This is a genomic window from Phyllobacterium sp. NPDC097923 (assembly GCF_044760925.1).
Lineage (GTDB): Bacteria > Pseudomonadota > Alphaproteobacteria > Rhizobiales > Rhizobiaceae > Phyllobacterium > Phyllobacterium calauticae.
Map to the genome: position 1 here is coordinate 106746 of NZ_JBIWBL010000008.1, position 20137 is coordinate 126882.

Here is a 20137-nt window from a genome sequence, read left to right on the forward strand (position 1 = left end):
AATCTAGAGCGCGTTCGTGCTGGGTATGGTTTCTGAGATCGCCACTTCGGCGGCATGAAATACGGTGAGCAAACGATCCAGCTCTTCGACAAAATTCATAATGTCGCCATCGTCGTCATAGTTTTTCTCAATGAGATCGCCGATTTTGTTGACGGCAAAATTGCGAACCATCTGAATCTTTTCTTCGCGAGTAGCCATGCCTCTTACCCATGCTTTTTTGATAAAAAGACAATTTCCATAGGTGAGTTTGATTTTCAAGCGACTTTTGAGGCTAGGGCTTACATCCGACTGCCCGCTTGTTTGGCTTGCCGCTCTTGATTGTGAGCGCTAATCTCCGAAATGACTCGTGTGCGTTAGCTCGCCGGCTCCGTGGCCCATGAACATTAAACGGGCACAGATATACGATATAAGAGAAGCGGTTGTAATTATTGTTGAATTTTCATTTCTGCAAATCCAAGCCCATGAAATGCTTCACAGCTTAGACGTTAAGCTCATTCTAAAAATATGCGGGTTATATACGTTTTCTCAGGTTTGGAGAGGCTGGCGTATGTCTGTGCCCGTTTGATGTTCCGAGGTCTTTTACGCCTAAGTCGCGCTTTCCTGTTCACGCGCCCGAAACAACACGTCAATGGCACCTTGGATCTCCATCAAATTCTTGATAGGACCGGGGTTCGCGCCGTTTTGGGCGATTTGCAGGATTTCTTGGCGGCGCGATGAAATAAGTTCGCTGATCGCTGCGTCGATTTCTTTCACATGCTGAGCCGTCATCTCGATCTTTCCGACTATTGGCCTGAACGGCCTGAGCTGTTTATTCCGCAATACAGCGTCTGATCAGGCCGTCCTGCTGATTTTGGTCATCAGCATGATCAGCCTGAGATTCCATAGTAAACAAAGGTATATCGATGTTATAATACAACGAGTGCCTCTACATCAGTTGATGTGGAGGCACTCCTTCAATTCAGGATGCTATCAGGGTCATTTCGCGGAATGCTTGTGGGCTTCCGTTGTTGATTTATGCGCCTTTTCAGCGTGCTCATGGGCAGTTGTCGAATGATGTTTGGCTTCTTCATGTTTGCCATGAGTATGGGCATGCACAGCTTCGTGGTGATGATGCGCGGCAGCGGCATGGTGGCCTGCTGCGGTATGATGATGCTCATTTGCGGGATGATTGCTAGGCATTTTATCCTCCTTGGATTTCCCTTGACCATATCAAGGGCACCACCCAACCGCCTGAAACGGGCATTGTTCCATCAATTTTTGTTTCAACTACGAGGTCGTTGACGGTCAAAAGATGACAAATGACCATCCTTACAGATATTTGGTGATTGGTATCATCGCATTCGTGATCGGCGGGGCTGCCATGATGGCCCTCGCTGTTGCGGCGTTCGGCCGTTCAATTTCGTATCTCGTCAGAACCGCGCCTCTACCACCATCTTCCATTGGCGTTTGTGGTAGACATTTAATTGACGAGTGCCACGATTAAACCCATCGTGTCATTCTATCGTCTGTGGAACTGTGTATTTTCCATTCGGCGATCGGACACTTTCCATAGACAGGGCTATCGGTGAACCAGCTAGCAGCGCCAACACCCCGCACAAATCTTCACTTGTTAAGTCTGTCAGCGCTCGGCGTTGTATTCGGCGATATCGGTACGAGCCCGCTCTACACCTTCAAGACGATCTTGTCATTGACCGGAAGCGCGCCCGATGCCCATACGGTGCTGGGTCTGCTTTCACTCGTGCTATGGACTTTGTTTCTCATAACATCCATCAAGTACCTGTCTTTCGCCATGCGGGCGGACAATGATGGCGAAGGAGGCATCCTGGCTCTGATGTCCCTCCTGGGGACCAAGAACAAGCATCGCCCCTACATCATGGCGGTTGGCCTGTTCGGTGCTGCGCTGATTTATGGCGACGGCGCTATAACCCCTGCGATCTCTGTCCTCTCGGCTCTCGAAGGGTTGAACATTGCCACGCCCATCCTGCAACCCTACATTCTTCCGGCAGCGCTCGTGATCCTGCTCTGTCTCTTTGCTGTTCAGCCTCTGGGGACCGCACGCATCGGTAGTGCCTTTGGGCCGGTCATGCTGTTGTGGTTCATTGTCATGGCGGTTTTGGGCATTTCCGGGATTTTACGCCATCCGGCGGTGTTTGCTGCGCTCAATCCGCTCTACGGGCTCTCCTTTCTGTTCCATGGCGGCGTCACCGGCTTTCTGGTGCTCGGAGGTGTCTTTCTCTGTGTAACGGGAGCGGAGGCGCTTTATGCGGATATGGGCCATTTTGGTCCCAGGCCCATCCGCGTGTCCTGGAGTGCAGTGGTTTTTCCCAGCCTCATCCTCAATTACGCCGGTCAGGCGGCCCTGGTGCTTGAAGGCGCGCCTATCGACGGCAACATCTTCTATCGCCTTTGTCCGCAGGCACTGCTCATTCCCCTCATTATTCTGGCGACACTGGCGACGATCATTGCCAGCCAGTCGATCATTACGGGAGCGTTTTCGATGACACGGCAGGCGATCCAGCTGGGGTGGATGCCGCGGTTTCGCGTGACGCAAACATCGGCGGAACAGTACGGGCAGATTTATGTGGGGGCCGTCAATTGGCTGCTGATGATTGTCACGCTGGCACTGACATTCGGCTTCGGCAAATCCGATAACCTGGCAGCGGCTTATGGTATTGCCGTGTCCCTGACGATGCTGATGACCTCGGCTCTTCTCTTCATCGTGATGCGGGAGCTTTGGGGCTGGAGCATTGCAACCGCAGCAACGGTCGCAGCAGGCTTTTTAATCGTCGATGGCGCTTTCTTTCTTGCCAATCTGGTCAAGGTCGGCAATGGCGGCTACGTCCCCCTGCTGCTGGCGGCCGCTATTTACGGTGTCATGTGGATCTGGCATCGCGGCGCTGTCGCGATAACGGCACGCGCGCATGAATCGCTGCTACCGATCGCGGAGTTCCTGGCGGATATCAAACAGCGCAACATAGCGCGCGTGCCTGGAACTGCGGTATTTCTGACGCGCACATTGCGGGATACGCCGCCGGTCATCGTATGGCATGTGCGGCGCAACAAGGCGCTCCATCAGCAAGTCCTTGCCTTGACAGTCCAGGTCCTTCCCGTGCCGCGTGCTGCAGACGCTCAGCGGCTAACCCTCACGGAGGCCGCACCGTCCTTCTGGCGGGCGGAAGCAAGATATGGGTTCATGGAACAGCCGGATATTCCGGCACTTCTCATCGCCTGCAACCGGCTCGTCGCGTCATTTGAACTGAAAGACGTGACATATTATGTCGGGCATGACACGGTGATCCATCGCAAAGACGGCAAGAGCCTGCCCGCATGGCAGGTGCTGCTGTTCTCGGCCATGGAACGGAATATCCCGCATGTCGGTGACTACCTCAGACTGCCGAGTGAGAAGGTTGTGGAAATAGGGCGGCAAGTGGCGATCTGATGTCAATGTTGGCTGCGCCTATAGAAGCAAAGAGTCAGATTTCTTCACTTGAGGCAAACCATCGCGTCCAAGTCGTTATGCAATAACAGTGGCTTACGAGATTGGTTGCTAGCGGCGGGAAGAAGCCTATAATTTGGCTGGCGCCAGGCTTGAATTTACAGGCTCCTGGCGCTTGGAAGACGCCTTGGTGCTTTCGCCCAGACAAGGGATAAAAGCATGCGCACTCGGTACCAAAATTTCGTCCAGTATTCGGCTGATGATTGGCGCGTGATGCAATCTGCACACGACCTTGCCTCAAACGTTCTCGGCCGTTCACCCAAAACAGACATCCATGCGCAGCGCCTGGGCAGGACAGTTATCGCGCTATTTGGTTTGAAATTACGCAATGTGGAAGAGATCGCTGATCGTGCAGCGCGCAGCGAAAGACGTTTTGATGCCGTAGCGTCTCTTTCCAGCATTACGCCGCGCACCCGCCAAACCGGATAAGCATACCATGTCAAATATCGCCGATAAGAGCGACGAACAAAAACATGCTGAAGCGGACGTGAAGGGTTTCAGCGACGATCTCGGTCCATTCGTGGTTGCTGCTGAAACAACGCGAATGGCGATGGTATTTACGGATGCCAGGGCGCCCGACCACCCGATTATCTTTGCCAATGACAGTTTTTTGGAGTTGACTGGTTATGAGTTGGAGGAGGTACTGGGCCAAAACTTCAATTTTTTGCTGGCGCACGTTTCAGATGCTGCGGCTTTGGCCGATGTAAGAGCCAACTTTGCAAAACATGCCGATCATGACTCCGAAATTCTCTATCGCCGCAAAGACGGAAGTGAATTCTGGGCTGCGATATTTATAAGCCCGGTCAAAGATGAGGCAGGCACTACGGTGCAGTATTTTGCTTCGTTTGTGGACCTTACCAAACACAGGGACGAGCTAGCCCATTCCAAAATGCTTATCGGTGAACTCAATCATCGCGTAAAGAATACGCTTTCGACGGTTCAATCGATTGTCTGGCAAGCCTTGCGAATGGACGCTGATCCAAAAACCATTCAGCAGGCCATTGAATCACGCTTGCAGGCGTTGTCCCGGTCACATGACCTTTTGACGCGGCAGAATTGGAAGGACACAGGGTTACTCGATGTGATTGCCGATGCCTTGGAACCGTTCGGTATGACTGGAGACCGGGCAGAGCGCATTGTCATCAAGGGGAGCAACATTCTCTTCTCACCCAAAATCGCGCTGGCACTTGGTATTGCGTTTCACGAACTGGCCACCAATGCCATCAAGTATGGGGCGTTTTCCGATGAAACGGGGTCTGTAACCATCACTTGGGACATCAAGGATGCGTCTGAAGGTCGCCGACTGGTGTTGAGATGGCAGGAGAAGGGCGGCCCTGTTGTCGCCCAGCCTCTTCGTCGGGGATTTGGCTCGCGCATGATCGAAACAGGTCTGGCTCAAGAATTGGACGGCATTGTTCGCCTTGAATATCCGGCCGAAGGCGTGCTCTGCACCATGAATTTTCCTGTATCAGAGGCACCGCCACATGGATAGTTTACTTTCCGATCGTCGGCTATTGGTCGTTGAAGATCAAATGCTCATCCTCATGATGATTGAAGACATGCTTTCCGATCTGGGATGCAAATCTGTCACCACAGCCGCAACGAATGAACAAGCAATTGCGCTGATTGGTCAGCAAAACTTTGACGCTGCCCATGCTGGACATGAATTTGAATGGCCAGAAAAGTCAGCCGGTGGCCGACGCTCTGGTCATGCGCGGCGTGCCTTTCATCTTTTCCACGGGGAACAGTTCACATGACATTTGGGACGGCTATGCTCACCGTGCTGTCATACGGAAGCCATTTGTTTTTAACGAGCTTGTTGGGTTATTGACCAGGCTTCTTCATAGTTAACTTCGTGCGAGCATCGTGACAAGCAGCGAGAATCCGAAGTTATTGTGGCTTTCGATTGTGGATTATTCCTATAGGCGTTGACCAAAACTTACTTGCTGGTCTTGCCGGGATACAGGGCCTTTGCCAAAAGATTGGCCAAATGAACCGTATTGCGTGCGAGCAGATCAACTGCGTTTGTCACAGCCTCGGGGTAGATTTCAAGTCCTTGAAATCTACATCTCCCATGGCTTCACCAACCCAGTATGCAACGGCATTAGGTGCGAGCGAAAAGCCCACGTCATTCAAAGCCTGGTAGAGTTCGGCCGATACATGATGTGCACCATCTTCGTTGCCAACGACGGCGACCGCAGCAACCTTGCCGTAAGAAACCATACGGCCTTGATCATCGGTTTCATCCAGAAAAGCGTCCAAATACGTTCCAACGCTCGTTTGCACACGCTTGAAGGTTGGTCCATCCAGATCGGCGGGGCCATCACGAGTATATCAGCCGCCAGAATATGCTCGCGAATAGTCGGCCAATCATCACCACTGCCTTCATTCGATGATACACCCGGCCTTACATCAAATTGGGTGAGCCTGACCGTAACTCCGTCAACCCCCTGTTCCTTCATGGCGTCCAGCACCAAATCAATCATCTTTTGCGTAGAAGATGAATCGGTTGGTTTGAGAGTAGCATTCAACGCAACTGCGGTAAGTATCATGGCTTTGCCCGGCTGATCCAATTGAGAACTTTAACGACCGTATCACCTTCTTAATTCGAGAAGGCGAAGCCGCTAAGCTTCGCCCTCTCGCTGCAATCGTGGGAACGTTCAGATCACATTTTCTTCATAGCTTTTTCAGCGTTGCCCATGTGCATTGCGCATTCATCCATTTTCTTTGCTTCCATGGATTTTTTTGCCATGTCCATTTCCTTCATGGCCATGGTCTTTTTTTCCTTCATGGCCGGCTCTGTCATCTTGTCCATGTCGGCCTTCATCTTCATCATGCTGGTGTCGTTGCACTTCATCGCGTCTTCAGCAAATGCTGACGGTACAAAGGTCAGGCCAAGGAGGGATGCAACCAATAAAGCTTTAAACATTGTTTTCTCCCGAATATCTTATTCTGGGCAAAATTACCCGATCATCAACGATCGGCTTAGAAAAGTGTTCCATTTTTAGGCCGTCCACTGGCTTATGGCCGAACGAAAATTAGGTGTAGTCCCTATCTCTTCCAGATCTGTTCATCGATACAACAATACTAGCAAAATTGCCTTCAACACTCTGCCAAGCTTTGCCATGAGTTATTGAAATAGCGATGCGCAGACCGCCTCTTGGCCTTTTGCGCAACACCGGTTCGATCACGTGCAGATGAATTGATTTTCCTCGAGATCAACATCTGGCGTGGCCTGACGAAGGCATCGCTTTTTCCAAAAAGCTGTCAGGCTACTTCAGAGCTCTTGATCCTGCGTAAGTTGAATCGCTCTCATAAAAACATTGCAGCCCAATTGAGGCCTCGGAATGTTGATTTGCCTCACCAATTGAACCACTTTTCCGTCTGTTCGTGATCCAGTCTTGTGACGTTGAGCATAAGTGAACACATGGGGTTTCTGCCTTTCCGTGGGGTCGAAGCGAAATGGAAAAGTCGATCAAATTAGGTTGAAACTCAACAGGCGGGAGGCTGATTCCAACTGACTTCGCCGGACGCACACAGGTTGTGCAATGGTGTTTCGCCGTGCTCACCTCCGTCGAGTATTCCGCGACACAGCAGGTGATCCCTATCGCTGCAGAAGAGTTCGCCGCGCGACCCGTCCCCGGGGTCGCGCAAGGAATAAGCGAATAATAGATCGACGTTCGAGGGGGCAAGAAAAAGAGCTGTCTCTTAGCGCGCTAAGACAATTTAACAATAAATTCAACCTTTTGTTTGTTATTTGCAAAGATGGGTGGTGCCAGTCAAGTCTTCTAAACGTCTTGGGGAATTGAGTAGGCAGCCAGCTCTTCTGGTGTGCCATTTGGGAATGCCTGTTTGAGAAATTCCAGGAAAGCCGACACGCGGGCACTAAGCAGCCTTCGCGATGGATAGAGCGCCCATAGCGAGATCTCCGATCCTTCGATATCGCCCCAGTGCAGCAAAGTGCCGTCGGCCAGATCGTGGCTCACCAACGAGATCGGCAAACGTGCGGCGCCGACACCGGCTCGCACTGCATCTCGAACCATCAGGAGTGACGACAGGGCAAGGACGGGCTCGATCTTGATCTTCGCAGCCCCTTTCGAGGACATGATATTCCAAGTCTGTCGATCGGCGGTTCCCCGCACGACGCCCGGCACTGGTAAGTCGCCAGCAGCCCGGGGAAGAGCGGAGCTTGCAACCACTACCAGGCGGTCATGGAGAAAGGCGCGGCCGACGAGGCTTTCGTTCGGATCCGGATTGACCCGGATCACGAGATCATAGCCTTCCTCAATCATATCTACAGCCCGGTCTTCCGTGGTGATCTCCAGCCTCACCTCCGGATATTTAAGCGCAAAACCCGCCGCGATCTTGCCCATGGCGGTCTGCGATAGGTGGAGTGGGGCGCTGATGCGCAATCGGCCACGCGGCTTCTCAGCACGAGATGCAATGGCGGCCGCCGTCTCGTCGAGCTCCGTCAACAGCGTGGCTGTTCGCTCAAAAAGGGCGCGTCCTTCCTCGGTGAGCTTTAGGTTGCGCGCGCCCCGTTCGAACAGCCGAAGCTGAAGGGCGGCCTCCAGTTCCGTGACGCGTCGAGACAGCGTTGCCTTCGGCCGGCCGGTGGCGCGCGCGGCTTTGCCGAAGCCACCATGGCGGGCCACAAGGTTGAAGTCAGTAAGAGCAACGAGGTCCATGATCTGTTCCAGTGGTGAGACGTAGTGTCTAGATTGATGGTCTATTGGATCGACAATGAGCCAGCCATATTCGGGGTGTCAAGCACAACCAACCCGGAGAAAATCCAATGACCATTCTCGTTACCGGCGCCACAGGCAATATCGGCAGCCAAGTTATCCAGCACCTCGTCGACCGCGGCGCAGACGTCCGCGCTCTCGTTCGCGATCCTTCCAAGGCCAGCTTCCCGGCGGGGGTCGCCATCGTGAAAGGTGACTTCCTCGACGTCGACTCGCTGCGTAGCGCTTTCGACGGCGTATCCACGTTGTTCCTGCTGAATGCCGTCGTACCGGATGAATTCACCCAGGCATTAATTGCGCTCAATGTCGCCCGCTCGGCCGGCATCGAACGGATCGTCTATCTCTCCGTAATTCACCCGGATGTCTACGTGAACGTGCCGCATTTCGCAGGCAAGTTCGGCGTCGAGCGAATGATCGAACAGATGGATTTTCACGCTACGATCCTGCGTCCGGCCTACTTCATCCAGAACGATCTGACAATCAAAGACGTCATCACCGGCTATGGTGTCTACCCGATGCCCGTCGGCGACAAGGGCCTCGCTATGATCGATGTGCGCGATATCGCGGAGATCGCCGCCCTTGAGCTGCTGCGCCGCGAACAGGCCGAACAGCCGCTACCGCTCAGCCGCTTTAACCTGGTCGGTCCCAATACACTCACCGGACCAGATATCGCCGCCATCTGGAGCAACGTCCTTGATCGGCAAATCAGCTACGGCGGCGGCGATACGCAAGCGTTCGAGCAGAGCCTCGGACAGTTCATGCCCGCGTGGATGGCCTACGACATGCGTTTGATGGGCGAACGTTTCCTGACAGACGGCATGCTTCCTGAGGGCGGCGACGTCGAGGGCCTGACGGCCCTACTGGGCAGGCCGCTCCGCTCCTATCGCAACTTCGCCTCGGAAACGGCTGCCTCTGGCTGAGGTTGCCAGTACCCGACCAGAACAATCAAGGACTGTCGTCATGGTCTATTCGACCGCGACCGTCTGGGTGAACCCGGAAGGCGAAACGAAGCTGACCCGCGAGCAGGCCTGAAAAGGCCGGCTCTGATCACCACCAACCACAACACCAGAAGGGCGGCCTCCTTGAAAGGCGCCCCGTCTCTTCAAAGGACAGAAATCATGACCAGATCAGCCCTGAAACATATTTCGCTGCCGGACCGAAGATCCTTGTCCTCGGTGCCACAGGGCCGACAGGCCGCCATCGTCAGCCAAGCCCTCAGCCGCGGCTCCGATGTTACCATCCTGGTGCGCTCGCCGGAAAAGGCCACGGATCTAGGAGGAGCAAAGCTTGTCGTAGGAGACGCCAGGGATGAGAAAGTGCTGTGCCAGGCCATCAAAGGCCGGGATGCCGTTATCAGCGCACTCGGCACACCTGCGAGCCCCTTTCGTGAGGGTCACCCTTCTTTCGACAGCGACCCGAGCGCTTATCAGTGCCATCAAGGCAGAAGGGAATTTACGTCTTGTTGCCATCACCGGCATGGGCGCCGGCGACAGCGCCGGACACGGCGGCTTTGTTTTTGACAAGCTGATTTTCCCTCTGCTCCTGCGCAAGGTCTATGCCGACAAGAACCGTCAGGAAGCCATCATCAAAGACGGCGGCCTCGATTGGACCATCGTCCGGCCCTCAATCTTGAATAATGAAGCCGGACGCGGTGCGATACGGACGCTTACGGACTTGAGTGACTTCCATGGTGGCGCTATCGCGCGTCAAGACGTTGCGTCGTTCGTGGGGAGCGTAACGTTTTGTGGGGCAAGCAAATTACGCGGCCTCCAGTTTGCACTTTTCGTAGCCATACCAGACAAGACTTAAGCTTATTTTCCGTATTGCCCCACAAAACGTTATGCTCCCCAGCATGGCGTAAGCCTTTGCAGAATAATGGGATTCTGCGGAATTGATGTTCCGATACTGCCCTTCAAGCTGTAAAGCGGCTCCAGTATCCCTTCATAAAGGTGCCTGGTTTCCAGAAATACATCAGCCTCCACGTCCATGCCGACCTGAAAGGTTCCCGGGCCCCATATGCAAGGACGGTTTCCTGTTCCGGCCGAACGGTTACCCGGTAAAAGCCCGTTGGCGATTGCTGACCCACAACTTGCGCCGGAATGGCACTCTCGCCATCGGCAGAGCGTAGGGCCACCCGTGAGATCTCCGTCACCACTCCGGGATACTGGCCGAATTTCTGATAGGGAAAGGGTGCATAGCGCAACAGAACCTGCGATCCCTTGCGCACAAAGCCAATTGCCGAACTTGATGCGAAGAAATGCACTTCGAGTTGCCCTGTTGCCGGCAGGATCGACAAAAGTGGTGTGCCTGCAATGGCGATCTGCCTGTGAAGGCCACTGATTGTCGACGCGGATTCTCCGTCAAAGCTGGCAAGCTTTGAGCGCACATCTGAGAGTCTGGCTTCAAGCTGGATCAAATCCCGGCGCAAGCCTTCCAGAAGTGTCTGCTTCTCCATGAAATTGGTGCGTCTTGATTCATATTCACGCTGGGCAACGATGCCTTTGGCCACGGCGTTATCAAGTTGCTCGGAGAGCTGGCGGAGCGTATCCACATAGTTCTGTGTCACCGCAATCTGGGTTGTAACCTGCGCGATTTCCTTCTCCCAGGATAATGCTTGTTTGTTGAGCCCATCCTTTTGCTGGAGATCGATTGCCTTGCGCCGCTCGATCTCGTCGACAAGCTCTTTCCTCTGCAGCTGCAATTCTGAGATGATATTGGCGCGTGTATTGCCTCCAGACGTCGTGCTGTCCAGGCTCAAGCGGTAGAGTTCTTCTCCCTGCCTGACCAGTTGTCCCTCGCTCGCTGTTCCTGCAACCACCCGTCCGGTCTGGGGGGCAACCAGCCGGACGACACCCACACTCGACTGGACCGTCCCGCTCAAACGGACACGGCGTGTGTAGTCACCAAATGCAATGAACAATCCGATCGCGACGACCGAGATCACCGCCAGCCATGTTGCAACGATAGTAGAAATCGGCCGAAGCAACTGCGGACGGCCAAACCATCTATCCTTGCGATGGTCAATCGCCTCCTGACGGAAGAGGGAAGAACCGCCGTCCATGCTCAGCGCTCGTCAATTCTTCTCTTGGGACATTGGTCACTACACCATGTCCTGCATTCTTCGCACGATCTCGCTAATGCTGCGGATATGGAATTGACGGCTCTTGATGCTCTATCCAACAAGTGTCCTGACCCTTATCTGTTTCCTAGCGCGATCGAAATACGTCGATATGGCAGTCCTGCAGAGGCTGAGTGAAGCACGGAGGAGAGGTTCAGGCGGACCAATTGCTATGCAGGACGATCGATCCTGAAGACAATGCTGACCAGCAGTGCCGATACACCATATATTAAGCCGTTTACCCAGAGTGGGCGTGGTATCGCAAAAAAATCTACCGCCGTCTGGATAGCAAAAATAAGAATGACAATCAGAATAGCAAAAATAAGATATCTCATGCGCGAATCCTCTTTGTAGTGTAGAGAGTCGGGGAAAGTGAAACTGCCCCCGACCGGAGTTTTATCAGCACAAGCTTCTGTATTACCAGGTTCCGTTGGGATCAGTTCCGCCGAAACCGTCAATACCTGTACCGTTGGTATCATATCCTGTCTGTGCCGATCCGCTTTAGATCTCTTGACCAGCCAATTGGCCTAGCGTGCCTCCCACAACACTGCCAATGGCTCCACCCACGGGACCACCAATACTGGCACCAAGAAGTCCGCCGCCGGCCCCGCCAACTCGGCCACCAATGCTTCCGCCCCAGCCGCTGCCTGTGTTCCCGCCGCCACCGCCGCTGCCGCCATCACCGCCGCCACCGCTGCCGCCGCCATCACCACGACCGCCACCGCCTTCGCCGCCAGAAACAAATGAAATTTCATGATCAGTCAATTCACGCATCATCGGCATTTCCTTTCAAGGAACGGCTAAAGTTGTATGCGAAATTGTGCAGGACTCGATTTATGACCAAAGGAGCCCGGGGCGATACTAGTGAGATTGATATCTGGGTCAATCTAGAATTTTAAGAATTTATCAAATATATCAATAGCTTAAACTATTGAATCTCGAAGCGCTTAAAAGTTGCAATTCAGGATATTACTATTCATCGCCGACTAATCTCGGCACCGATGAATATCTGTAGCCATTTCAAACCGTTGTATTGGCAACAAGGAGACCATAACGTTTTGTGGGGCAGACCGCATTATGCTTCATATCGTCGACCTCTTGCATAGCCTAAATCGACCTGACTCAAGCCCGTTTTCCAGGCTGCCCCACAAAACGTTATGGTCTCAGCTTAAGGTTCGAAATTGTTACCCAAACGCCGATAGAATCTGATTGCAGCTAAGTCCAGCATGCCGCCCTGAGGGTGCCGGCGAAGGCCGCTTTCCATCCCATCGTTGATATAGCCAACTGGATATCAGACGGGCAAGTGTCAGGATGTCAAGCAACAGGCGCGAACGACCAAAATGGCGGCGCGTTACCGTCCGGCAGCTCTAGCGACCTCATCCCGGCCGTCGCAATTGGCGCTTGATGCTGTTAAAAGCGGATATGGAACTCGCGATGAGCTAGATTCAGGGGTTGCACATTGCTCAAGATCAGACCTGCCGAACGCGGTGACGCAAAGGCGCTTACCCAGTTGATGCATCAATCGAGTGCCTACGGTGGCAACTACGCCAGCATTCTAGACGGCTATGCTGTCACGCCCGCCCAGATAGACGCTGAAGTCTTCTACGTCGCTGACCTTCAGGGCGATATCGCTGGCTTCTACAGCCTAACGCTGGCTGACGAACCGGAATTGGACCTTATGTTTGTTGCGGATCACGCTCAAGGAACGGGAATAGGTGCGAAGCTATTTCAACACATGGCGGCTGAAGCAAAGCGGCGTGGCATTCCTTCAATTAAGATCGTCTCTCACCCACCTTCGGTCGGGTTCTACCAAAGGATGGGTGCCACGATCGTTGGAATTAAACCGCCAACGATAAAGGTGACATGGGCACGCCCAATCCTGAACCTAGCAATCTAACCTCTCAGAGTGGGGCGCGAAGCGGCCGTCGTCTGCTGGGCCGCATTTCATCCGCGTGGTTCTGTCGCAAAAAAATGCAATGTTGAAGTGCAATAGTGTTTTCCCGTGAGTTTGGGTGTGCGTGATGTTCAAGGGCCGTCATTTCGATCAGTCTGTCATTCTGTTGTGCGTCCGTTGGTACCTTGCCTATAATCTAAGCTTGCGAAATCTCGAGCTAGAACGGTAACGGAACCAAACAGCCTTGCGTCCCGTTCGGGTTTGTCACTTCCTCGCAGATCAGGGTTCCCATGGCGACGCAGCACCGAGATTTGAGAACCGGCGTGCCGATCTGGTTGGGCCGCCCGGCGCAAACCGTTCGCTATGATGTGCTGACCCATGATATCACGGTCGATGTGGCCATCGTCGGTGCTGGTATCAGCGGGGCACTCGTCGCCGAAAGCCTGACGGATGCCGGAATGTCAGTCGCCGTGTTCGACCGGCGCAAACCGGTGACCGGTTCAACACCAGCCAGCACGGCGCTGTTGCAGTTTGAAATTGACGTTCCCCTGCATGTCCTTGCCAGGACGATCGGCCTTGCCGATGCCGAGCGGGCCTGGCGCCGCTCGAAACTCTCCGTTGATATCCTGCGGGAGCGGACCCGCCGCCTCGGCATATCCTGCGAAATGAAAAACCGGGATTCGCTTTATCTTGCCGGGGACATGCTCGATGGGGATGGGCTGCGGCGGGAGATGGATGCCCGCCGCCACGCGGGATTTGAAACGCAGTTGCTGAGCCGCGACGAACTGAAGTCGCGGTTTCAGATCGATCGCGCTGCTGCCCTGATGTGCTTTGACAATATCGAAGCCAATCCGCGCAAGCTGGCGCATGGTTATCTGCGGGTGGCTGTTTCGCGTGGCGCTGCCGTTTACGCGCCTGTTGATATCATCTCGGTTGAATCACACGCCCGGCATGTCATTGCGACCAGCAAAGCCGGGCAGACCATCCGCTGCAAGCACCTCGTCTATGCCACGGGCTACGAAATCCCCGATGTGGTGCCGCAAAAGGGCACTCAGATCATCTCGACCTGGGCTCTGGCAACGCCCCCGCAAAAACACAAGCTCTGGCCGGAACGATGTCTGATCTGGGAAGCGTCCGAACCCTATCTCTACATGCGCACGACGCGCGACGGCCGCATCATCGTCGGAGGCGAGGATGAGAAATTCGAGAACGAGGCAAAGCGGGACGCCAGACTCCCGGCGAAGACAAAAGCCATCCTGCGCAAGCTGAAGAAGATGTTCCCGGATGTGGTCGCGGAAGCCGATTTTGCCTGGACCGGCTGTTTTGGAGCCAGCGATACGGGCTTGCCGTCAATCGGCGAGATACCGGGAATGAACCGCTGCTATGCCGTGCTCGGATATGGCGGAAACGGCATCACCTTTTCCGTGGTCGCAGCGCAGGTGATCCGCGGGCTGATCACCGGGATCGGCGATGCGGACGCCGATCTGTTTGCGTTTAAAACGCGCTGATAAAACAATTGGTAAACTGTTTAATTCGTTCAAGGAAAAATAGATCGATGCTTGAGCATGTTTCAGTCAGCGCAGCGAGGGATGCCGCTTAATCCGGCTGGGATTGCGGTATACTTTGAAGTGCAGGCGAAGAGCTAACGATTCTTTTCCCACGGCAACAAGGAACAAATTTGCAGTTATCTCATTGTGGTATCGATAGGAGATATCATGAAAAAAATTGCTTCACTTATTGCCGGCGGTTTCATCGCCACAATGGTTGGTCTGACTTCGGTGGTCTCATCGTTTGCTGGTCCGGTTTCACACCAAGCGACGCCAACGGTAAGTAATGTCGATCAGGTCCAATACCAGGAAAAGCGTCGACCACATTATAACGATCGTCGCTCGCATAATCGTCATGGATGGGATCGCAGTGATCGTCGCCGACCGCATTATGACAACCGTCGCGACCGTCATGGCAATTGGAACGGTCATCGCGGCAATCGTGATTATCGACATGGTCATCGTCGTAATAACCAAGGATATTGATTTCCATCGGCAATCGTCCGTCTCAAAGACGGTCCTAGCCCAATAAGTGCGTAAAGGCGGTTCGTCATCAGAGCCGCCTTTTCATATGGAGAGCGGTGTGCTCACACGCCCTTTAGCCCACGAGGTTGCTCGATGTTGATTTCTGGGTAAAATTCACCCCCGCTTTTACCGTTTCGTGCTGACCCGTCAATCGGCTCCAATAGCCCACTTGTTTGATGCGACTACAGCGAGCAGGCCGGGTCCTTATGAAGTGGGAATAGGAGCAATCTCAAGCAGAAATCACCGCATATTCTTTCACTGTGCGAGACTGCCTATGGATCGATCGCACAAAATGCACAGAGACAGGTTCTGGTTCCAGCGAAATTGCACCAATTTTCTTATGTCGAGTGCGCAAAGCGAACTGGTATTGATGAATCAACTCGACACTCAAGACGCTCGCGACGCTTACGCCAGACCAATTCATCTGCAAACAATGGACTTAAGACCCCGCCGTTTCATCATTGATCCCATCCATCAATTTTCGAAACTAAACAGCTAGTTCCTCCAAAGGCGATCCCAATGAATCGCTTAAGAAGCGATATTTGTCATCTCCACACGGGTCGAAATTTAGCGCCGCCGCAAAAACAAGAAGAAAATTAATATTACAACGATAAGCGGAACGCCCAACCACCACAAAACTGCTGCTGTAAGCATCGCAATACCTCCAATTGTCGGAGATCAACGCTGCGATGAACTAGAGGTTCCTCAAAATTATCAAAATTCGGAAGAGGTACCTAGAACGATACAAACTATTCCCTCCGAATTATTTGCCATCTGGTGCTCTCAGACATCACGTTCGCTGCCCTTGAACAGAATAAGGACGTAAGTTTAATACAGCGAGACAAGTCGTCTAGTGCGATGGAGGTGGGCGGCCCTCAACATTGCACTAGCGGCTTTCATCAATGTAGCACAAAATGCAGGTTCATATTTCCGTGAAGGGCGATAGGTTCTTCATCGCAGCCAGCATATCAATGACATAACGCCAAGTGGTCCGATCCTCTTTGAGCCACTTTCGAGGAAAGCCCGCCCATTTCTACCGGGTTGCCCTTTGCGTCTTTGCCTTTGAAAGACCAGTTGGCATGAAGCAGGGCAAGACCGTCTTGTTGAACGCATGATAGCTGGGTCGCAGACAACTCACCCTGTAAGCTCAGCAATCTATTCATCTGGTTCCTGATCTCGGAAAGACCTTTGAGTTGATGTCCTGGAGATGGGCACAGGACCGCACTTGGCTCTTACAATTCAACCAAAGCTTCGATGTCACCAAGCCTAAATAGGTCATTGTAGTGTGCATTTAGGTCTTCTGGAGTGGTGATAATCAATATCGCCTCCACTTTGGTTTGGACCTTATGGGACCCGGCAACGCGTCTACAATGCATGGTCGGGATACTCACGCCGTTTCAACGCGGTTTCGTCCGCCGCTTTTCGCGCGATAAAGTGCCTTGTCGGCAGCCTTCATGACGGCGTCTATGTCATACATTCTTACACCCAGAACTGCCACGCCGGCACTTACCGTGACGCTGATACAGTCATTTCCCATACGATGCTCCGCTGAGGCGATCTGGGAGCGGATGCGTTCGGCATAATCGACGGCGATTGTGAGGGGCGTATTGGGCAGGAGAAGTGCGATTTCCTCACCACCATAACGCACAACCACGTCCGTCTTACGTACGCCGCGGCGGACGATGGCAGCAACTTCTGCAAGCACCACATCACCCATCTCATGCCCCCATAGATCATTGACATCTTTGAAATGATCAATATCGATCAGGATGATTGCCGATTTGATCGATTTGAGCTTGTTGTCGTTCATTGCGCGCAAAGCGGCTTTGTCAAAAGCCCGGCGGTTTTGAAGCTTCGTTAACGGATCCACGCTTGCCTCATGCTCGAGAACCCGCATCAGACGTTGCCTGACTTTCTCGCGCTCCAGAAAATTGCTCAAAACCATCACGCTGGAAATATTTGCGATGATTAATGTGAATAGAGGGATGCCAATGATCAGCGCCGTAACGTCTGAAGGCAGCATCGTAAGCGTCACAAAGGAAGCGGAAGCGGCCAAGCCAATAGCAGCTGATCGCAGCGGCCACGATTTCCAGCCTCTACCCGGTATCATCGCACAAGCAAAACCAATGAGACTTGTGAGTAATATTGATGTTGATCCCGATATCGCTCCCATACCCCCAAGCCACAGGCGGTAAATCAACATAAGACCAGTTGCGATCAATGTTCCGATCGGTCCACCGTAGGAATAGGAAAGGACCAACAGCGCCGTTCGAGCGTCATAGAATACGCCAGGTGCAAATGAGATTGGATCGCTCATTGAAGCAATCCCGCCCAGTCCAAAAAGTAGACCAACGGCAGCGCCTTTCGCGGTGCCTTTGGGAAAGGTGCGCAGAACCCACGAGTAACTGAGGACGACAAGCGCTGTGATGCCAAGGATTCGAATTACACCAATTGCCAATTCGGCAGGTTCCATTGGGTCCCTCTATATCTTTCAAATATACATCGATTTTCGCTTAAACCGTTGACTACTCAGTTTATTGAGAGAACGTCAATGTTTTGTATCGGCTTCGTATTTAATGAATTTCTGATGCAGCTGATCTTGCTCGTCCACATAGTGGGCTTCTCCACTCGATCGATGCCCGCCCGCTGCATGCGGTATGGGGCCTGTATCGATGCAAGTGATAACATGGGGTAAGCGACCTTCAAGATGTCATAAACAAGACGTCGAAGGACCGGCTGCACACGTGTGAGACATGTTGAAGTGCACTCATATTTCTCACTTTATCACGTCCTCAACGGGTTTGAAGGATTATGCGGGTTTTTCATTTTCAGATCACGACATCACATGATTGTGTGGCGGCATAGGACCACAACCCACTTTCCAAATCTACTTTGAGCATTGGATATTTGGCGAGACCCGGCGGCGCGTCTCTGCAAAGGCCGGGTCTCTACGAGCAGTGTCAACGGGGGTATCCATTAGCTCGTGTGGCAAAAACGCTACTGGATCGATTGTGTTCCAAAAAGATTGGTCAGGCATTGCCCTCTTTGGGATTCCGATGGGCCGGCATGCATGCCGCAGATATGTTTCCAGCCATTGACATTGGCTGGAAACAATCAATGAAGTTACATCTTGGGCAGGAGAACCTTGTCGATGACATGGATGACGCCATTGGATTGCTTCACATTGGCAATCGTCACATTGGCAACCGTGCCGTTTTCGTCGGTCAGAGTGAGCTTGTCGCCCTTGTATTTTGCGCTGAGAACACAGCCGCCTACCGTCTTGACCGGATGTGCACCCTTGTCATCGTCAACCATCTTCATTATGGTCTGTGAATCGGCATTTGCCGCCACAACGTGACAGGTGAGAATCTTGGTCAGCTTTTCCTTGTTTTCAGGCTTGAGCAATGTGTCGACGGTGCCCTTTGGCAGTGCGTCGAAAGCTTCATTGGTTGGCGCAAAAACGGTGAATGGACCCTTGCCCTGAAGTGTTTCAACAAGGCCAGCTGCCTTGACCGCTGCAACCAGTGTCGTGTGGTCCTTAGAGTTCACTGCGTTTTCGACGATGTTTTTGTTTTCGTACATGGGTGCACCGCCGACCATCGGATTCTCCGCAAACGCGGCTCCCGAAATCAACACAGATGCCAGTGCAACCAGGCGAATGGATTTGGTGAACATTTCTCTCTCCACTGTTCTTTCCCTTGGATTGGGAAGCAGCGGAGTTACGAACGGCTTGTCAAATTAGTTTCGCCGAGATGGAATAATCGCGTCCGAAATGCTCCTTGGAAATGAGCCTCGGACTTATGAAGGCTCCAATTAAGTGCCGATTGATCCTGCAAGTGGAGTTCCTGCGGCGATCCACATTTGGACGGTAGTGAGGCGCGAGTACTCGTACTGCTGCAAATACGAGGCAAACCGATCCATTAAGATCTGATCGCGTAAGCGTCATAACCGCAAATTGAATTATTTGGCGAAAGAAATTCGCTCATTTCGCCCTCGATACAAGTGGGCAGTCCGCGTCAATGTCGGCCTTTTGTCCGGCTCCGATTTGTCCTATGAAGCGGGACCACATTAACAGCAACAGAGTTTGAGTCCGATGGCGACGAAATTGATTGAAACGCTATTCGAAAACAATCGTGATTGGTCACTTGAAAAACGTCGGATCGATCCGGACTATTTTAAGAAACTCTCACAGCTTCAAAAACCGGAATACCTATGGATAGGCTGTTCGGATAGCCGAGTGCCAGCGAATGTCATCGCCGGTCTGGAACCAGGTGAAGTTTTTGTTCATCGAAATGTTGCCAATCTCATTCATCCAGCTGATTTGAATCTGTTGTCGGTGGTTGAATATGCTGTCAGTCAATTGGCAGTAAAACATATTATCGTATGTGGACACTACGGCTGTGGCGGGGTTCTAGCGGCGGTGGAGGGAACCTCGCTGGAGTTGACCAATCATTGGCTGCAACCCATTCGCGACTTGGCAACAATGCGATTTTCATCGTTTGCGTGCAAATCAGCGACTGAGGACGATTTGGATCGTCTTTGCGAATTTTGTGTCATTGACCAGGTGCAACGGTTGGCGCGCACGCCGACATTACAAGCAGCGTGGAAGAGGAAACAGGACATCTCCATTCATGGATGGATCTATGGTTTGAACGATGGTCTGCTCCATGATCTTGGCTGTACTGTTGCAGATGGATGCTCAAACTAAGAGCATCCTCCAATCGCTCACATCTAACAATATTGGATGCAGTGCGTAGAATGCAGTCTCCAAAGCGATTGCGATCTTGAGCGCGCCAGGAATACTTGCGTCCA

19 protein-coding genes and 3 pseudogenes are annotated in these 20137 nt (G+C 52.8%); 11 read left to right on the top strand and 11 right to left on the bottom strand.

What is annotated here, in order from left to right; genetic code table 11:
• Positions 1-3 precede the first annotated feature (3 nt).
• The 3 genes from ACIQWS_RS24210 to ACIQWS_RS24220 all read right to left on the bottom strand — a co-directional run bounded on the left by ACIQWS_RS24210 (position 4) and on the right by ACIQWS_RS24220 (position 1179).
• Entirely contained in the window at positions 4-198 is a 195-nt protein-coding gene (locus ACIQWS_RS24210) for a hypothetical protein (protein WP_223615584.1), read from the bottom strand.
• 387 nt (positions 199-585) lie between these two features.
• A complete protein-coding gene (locus ACIQWS_RS24215) occupies positions 586-768 on the bottom strand; it encodes a hypothetical protein (RefSeq protein ID WP_223615583.1) in 183 nt (60 codons plus the stop codon).
• Positions 769-975: 207 nt separating this feature from the next.
• Positions 976-1179 carry a hypothetical protein gene (locus tag ACIQWS_RS24220; protein WP_223615582.1) on the bottom strand — a complete coding sequence of 68 codons (204 nt, stop codon included), beginning with the start codon at positions 1177-1179 and terminating at the stop codon, positions 976-978.
• 427 nt (positions 1180-1606) lie between these two features.
• On the opposite strand from ACIQWS_RS24220, the gene ACIQWS_RS24225 reads away from it, so the two are divergent.
• From ACIQWS_RS24225 to ACIQWS_RS24240, 4 genes are all read left to right on the top strand, one after another.
• Positions 1607-3439 carry a potassium transporter Kup gene (locus tag ACIQWS_RS24225; protein ID WP_223615581.1) on the top strand — a complete coding sequence of 611 codons (1833 nt, stop codon included), beginning with the start codon at positions 1607-1609 and terminating at the stop codon, positions 3437-3439.
• Between the two features lie 216 nt (positions 3440-3655).
• Positions 3656-3925 (top strand): hypothetical protein, encoded by a 270-nt coding sequence (locus tag ACIQWS_RS24230; RefSeq protein ID WP_223615580.1) that lies wholly within the window; start codon positions 3656-3658, stop codon positions 3923-3925.
• Positions 3926-3932: 7 nt separating this feature from the next.
• On the top strand, positions 3933-4988 hold the full coding sequence (locus ACIQWS_RS24235; RefSeq protein ID WP_223615579.1) for an HWE histidine kinase domain-containing protein: 1056 nt from the start codon (positions 3933-3935) through the stop codon (positions 4986-4988).
• Positions 4981-5253, top strand: a complete 273-nt coding sequence (locus tag ACIQWS_RS24240; RefSeq protein ID WP_223615578.1) for a hypothetical protein — start codon at positions 4981-4983, stop codon at positions 5251-5253. The genes ACIQWS_RS24235 and ACIQWS_RS24240 overlap by 8 nt, the downstream gene beginning before the upstream one ends.
• A gap of 182 nt (positions 5254-5435) precedes the next feature.
• Here ACIQWS_RS24240 and ACIQWS_RS24245 read toward each other — a convergent pair.
• The 3 genes and pseudogenes from ACIQWS_RS24245 to ACIQWS_RS24255 all read right to left on the bottom strand — a co-directional run bounded on the left by ACIQWS_RS24245 (position 5436) and on the right by ACIQWS_RS24255 (position 8184).
• A pseudogene (locus tag ACIQWS_RS24245) lies at positions 5436-6048 on the bottom strand (flavodoxin family protein).
• A 113-nt stretch (positions 6049-6161) separates the two neighbouring features.
• Positions 6162-6425 (bottom strand): hypothetical protein, encoded by a 264-nt coding sequence (locus tag ACIQWS_RS24250; RefSeq protein WP_223615577.1) that lies wholly within the window; start codon positions 6423-6425, stop codon positions 6162-6164.
• 859 nt (positions 6426-7284) lie between these two features.
• Complete coding sequence (locus ACIQWS_RS24255; RefSeq protein WP_223615576.1) at positions 7285-8184, bottom strand: LysR family transcriptional regulator; 900 nt, start codon at positions 8182-8184, stop codon at positions 7285-7287.
• A 107-nt stretch (positions 8185-8291) separates the two neighbouring features.
• Between ACIQWS_RS24255 and ACIQWS_RS24260 the strand changes: the two genes are divergently transcribed.
• Positions 8292-9161, top strand: a complete 870-nt coding sequence (locus ACIQWS_RS24260) for an SDR family oxidoreductase (RefSeq protein WP_223615575.1) — start codon at positions 8292-8294, stop codon at positions 9159-9161.
• Positions 9162-9367: 206 nt separating this feature from the next.
• Positions 9368-10050 (top strand): annotated as a pseudogene (locus ACIQWS_RS24265) (NAD(P)-dependent oxidoreductase).
• Positions 10051-10153: 103 nt separating this feature from the next.
• On the opposite strand, the gene ACIQWS_RS24270 reads toward ACIQWS_RS24265, so the two are convergent.
• From ACIQWS_RS24270 to ACIQWS_RS24280, 3 genes are all read right to left on the bottom strand, one after another.
• Positions 10154-11302 carry an HlyD family secretion protein gene (locus ACIQWS_RS24270; protein ID WP_223615574.1) on the bottom strand — a complete coding sequence of 383 codons (1149 nt, stop codon included), beginning with the start codon at positions 11300-11302 and terminating at the stop codon, positions 10154-10156.
• Positions 11303-11529: 227 nt separating this feature from the next.
• Positions 11530-11838: a hypothetical protein gene (locus ACIQWS_RS24275; protein WP_223615573.1), complete on the bottom strand. Its 309-nt coding sequence runs from the start codon at positions 11836-11838 to the stop codon at positions 11530-11532.
• Positions 11839-11886: 48 nt separating this feature from the next.
• Entirely contained in the window at positions 11887-12114 is a 228-nt protein-coding gene (locus tag ACIQWS_RS24280; RefSeq protein WP_223615572.1) for a hypothetical protein, read from the bottom strand.
• Positions 12115-12818: 704 nt separating this feature from the next.
• Between ACIQWS_RS24280 and ACIQWS_RS24285 the strand changes: the two genes are divergently transcribed.
• The 4 genes and pseudogenes from ACIQWS_RS24285 to ACIQWS_RS24300 all read left to right on the top strand — a co-directional run bounded on the left by ACIQWS_RS24285 (position 12819) and on the right by ACIQWS_RS24300 (position 15286).
• The gene (locus ACIQWS_RS24285; protein WP_223615571.1) at positions 12819-13256 is read left to right on the top strand and encodes a GNAT family N-acetyltransferase; all 438 of its coding nucleotides are present in this window, start codon (positions 12819-12821) and stop codon (positions 13254-13256) included.
• 124 nt (positions 13257-13380) lie between these two features.
• Positions 13381-13470: pseudogene (locus ACIQWS_RS24290) on the top strand (IS6 family transposase); the annotation flags it as partial.
• Between the two features lie 106 nt (positions 13471-13576).
• Positions 13577-14761: an FAD-binding oxidoreductase gene (locus tag ACIQWS_RS24295; RefSeq protein ID WP_223615570.1), complete on the top strand. Its 1185-nt coding sequence runs from the start codon at positions 13577-13579 to the stop codon at positions 14759-14761.
• A 207-nt stretch (positions 14762-14968) separates the two neighbouring features.
• Positions 14969-15286 (top strand): hypothetical protein, encoded by a 318-nt coding sequence (locus ACIQWS_RS24300; protein WP_223615569.1) that lies wholly within the window; start codon positions 14969-14971, stop codon positions 15284-15286.
• A 1426-nt stretch (positions 15287-16712) separates the two neighbouring features.
• On the opposite strand, the gene ACIQWS_RS24305 is transcribed toward ACIQWS_RS24300, so the two are convergent.
• Together ACIQWS_RS24305 and ACIQWS_RS24310 are read right to left on the bottom strand one after the other, a co-directional pair.
• Entirely contained in the window at positions 16713-17798 is a 1086-nt protein-coding gene (locus ACIQWS_RS24305; RefSeq protein WP_223615568.1) for a diguanylate cyclase, read from the bottom strand.
• Positions 17799-18448: 650 nt separating this feature from the next.
• Entirely contained in the window at positions 18449-19000 is a 552-nt protein-coding gene (locus tag ACIQWS_RS24310; RefSeq protein WP_223615567.1) for a fasciclin domain-containing protein, read from the bottom strand.
• 418 nt (positions 19001-19418) lie between these two features.
• On the opposite strand from ACIQWS_RS24310, the gene can reads away from it, so the two are divergent.
• Positions 19419-20033, top strand: a complete 615-nt coding sequence (can, locus tag ACIQWS_RS24315; RefSeq protein ID WP_223615566.1) for a carbonate dehydratase — start codon at positions 19419-19421, stop codon at positions 20031-20033.
• The last annotated feature ends 104 nt before the right edge of the window (positions 20034-20137 follow it).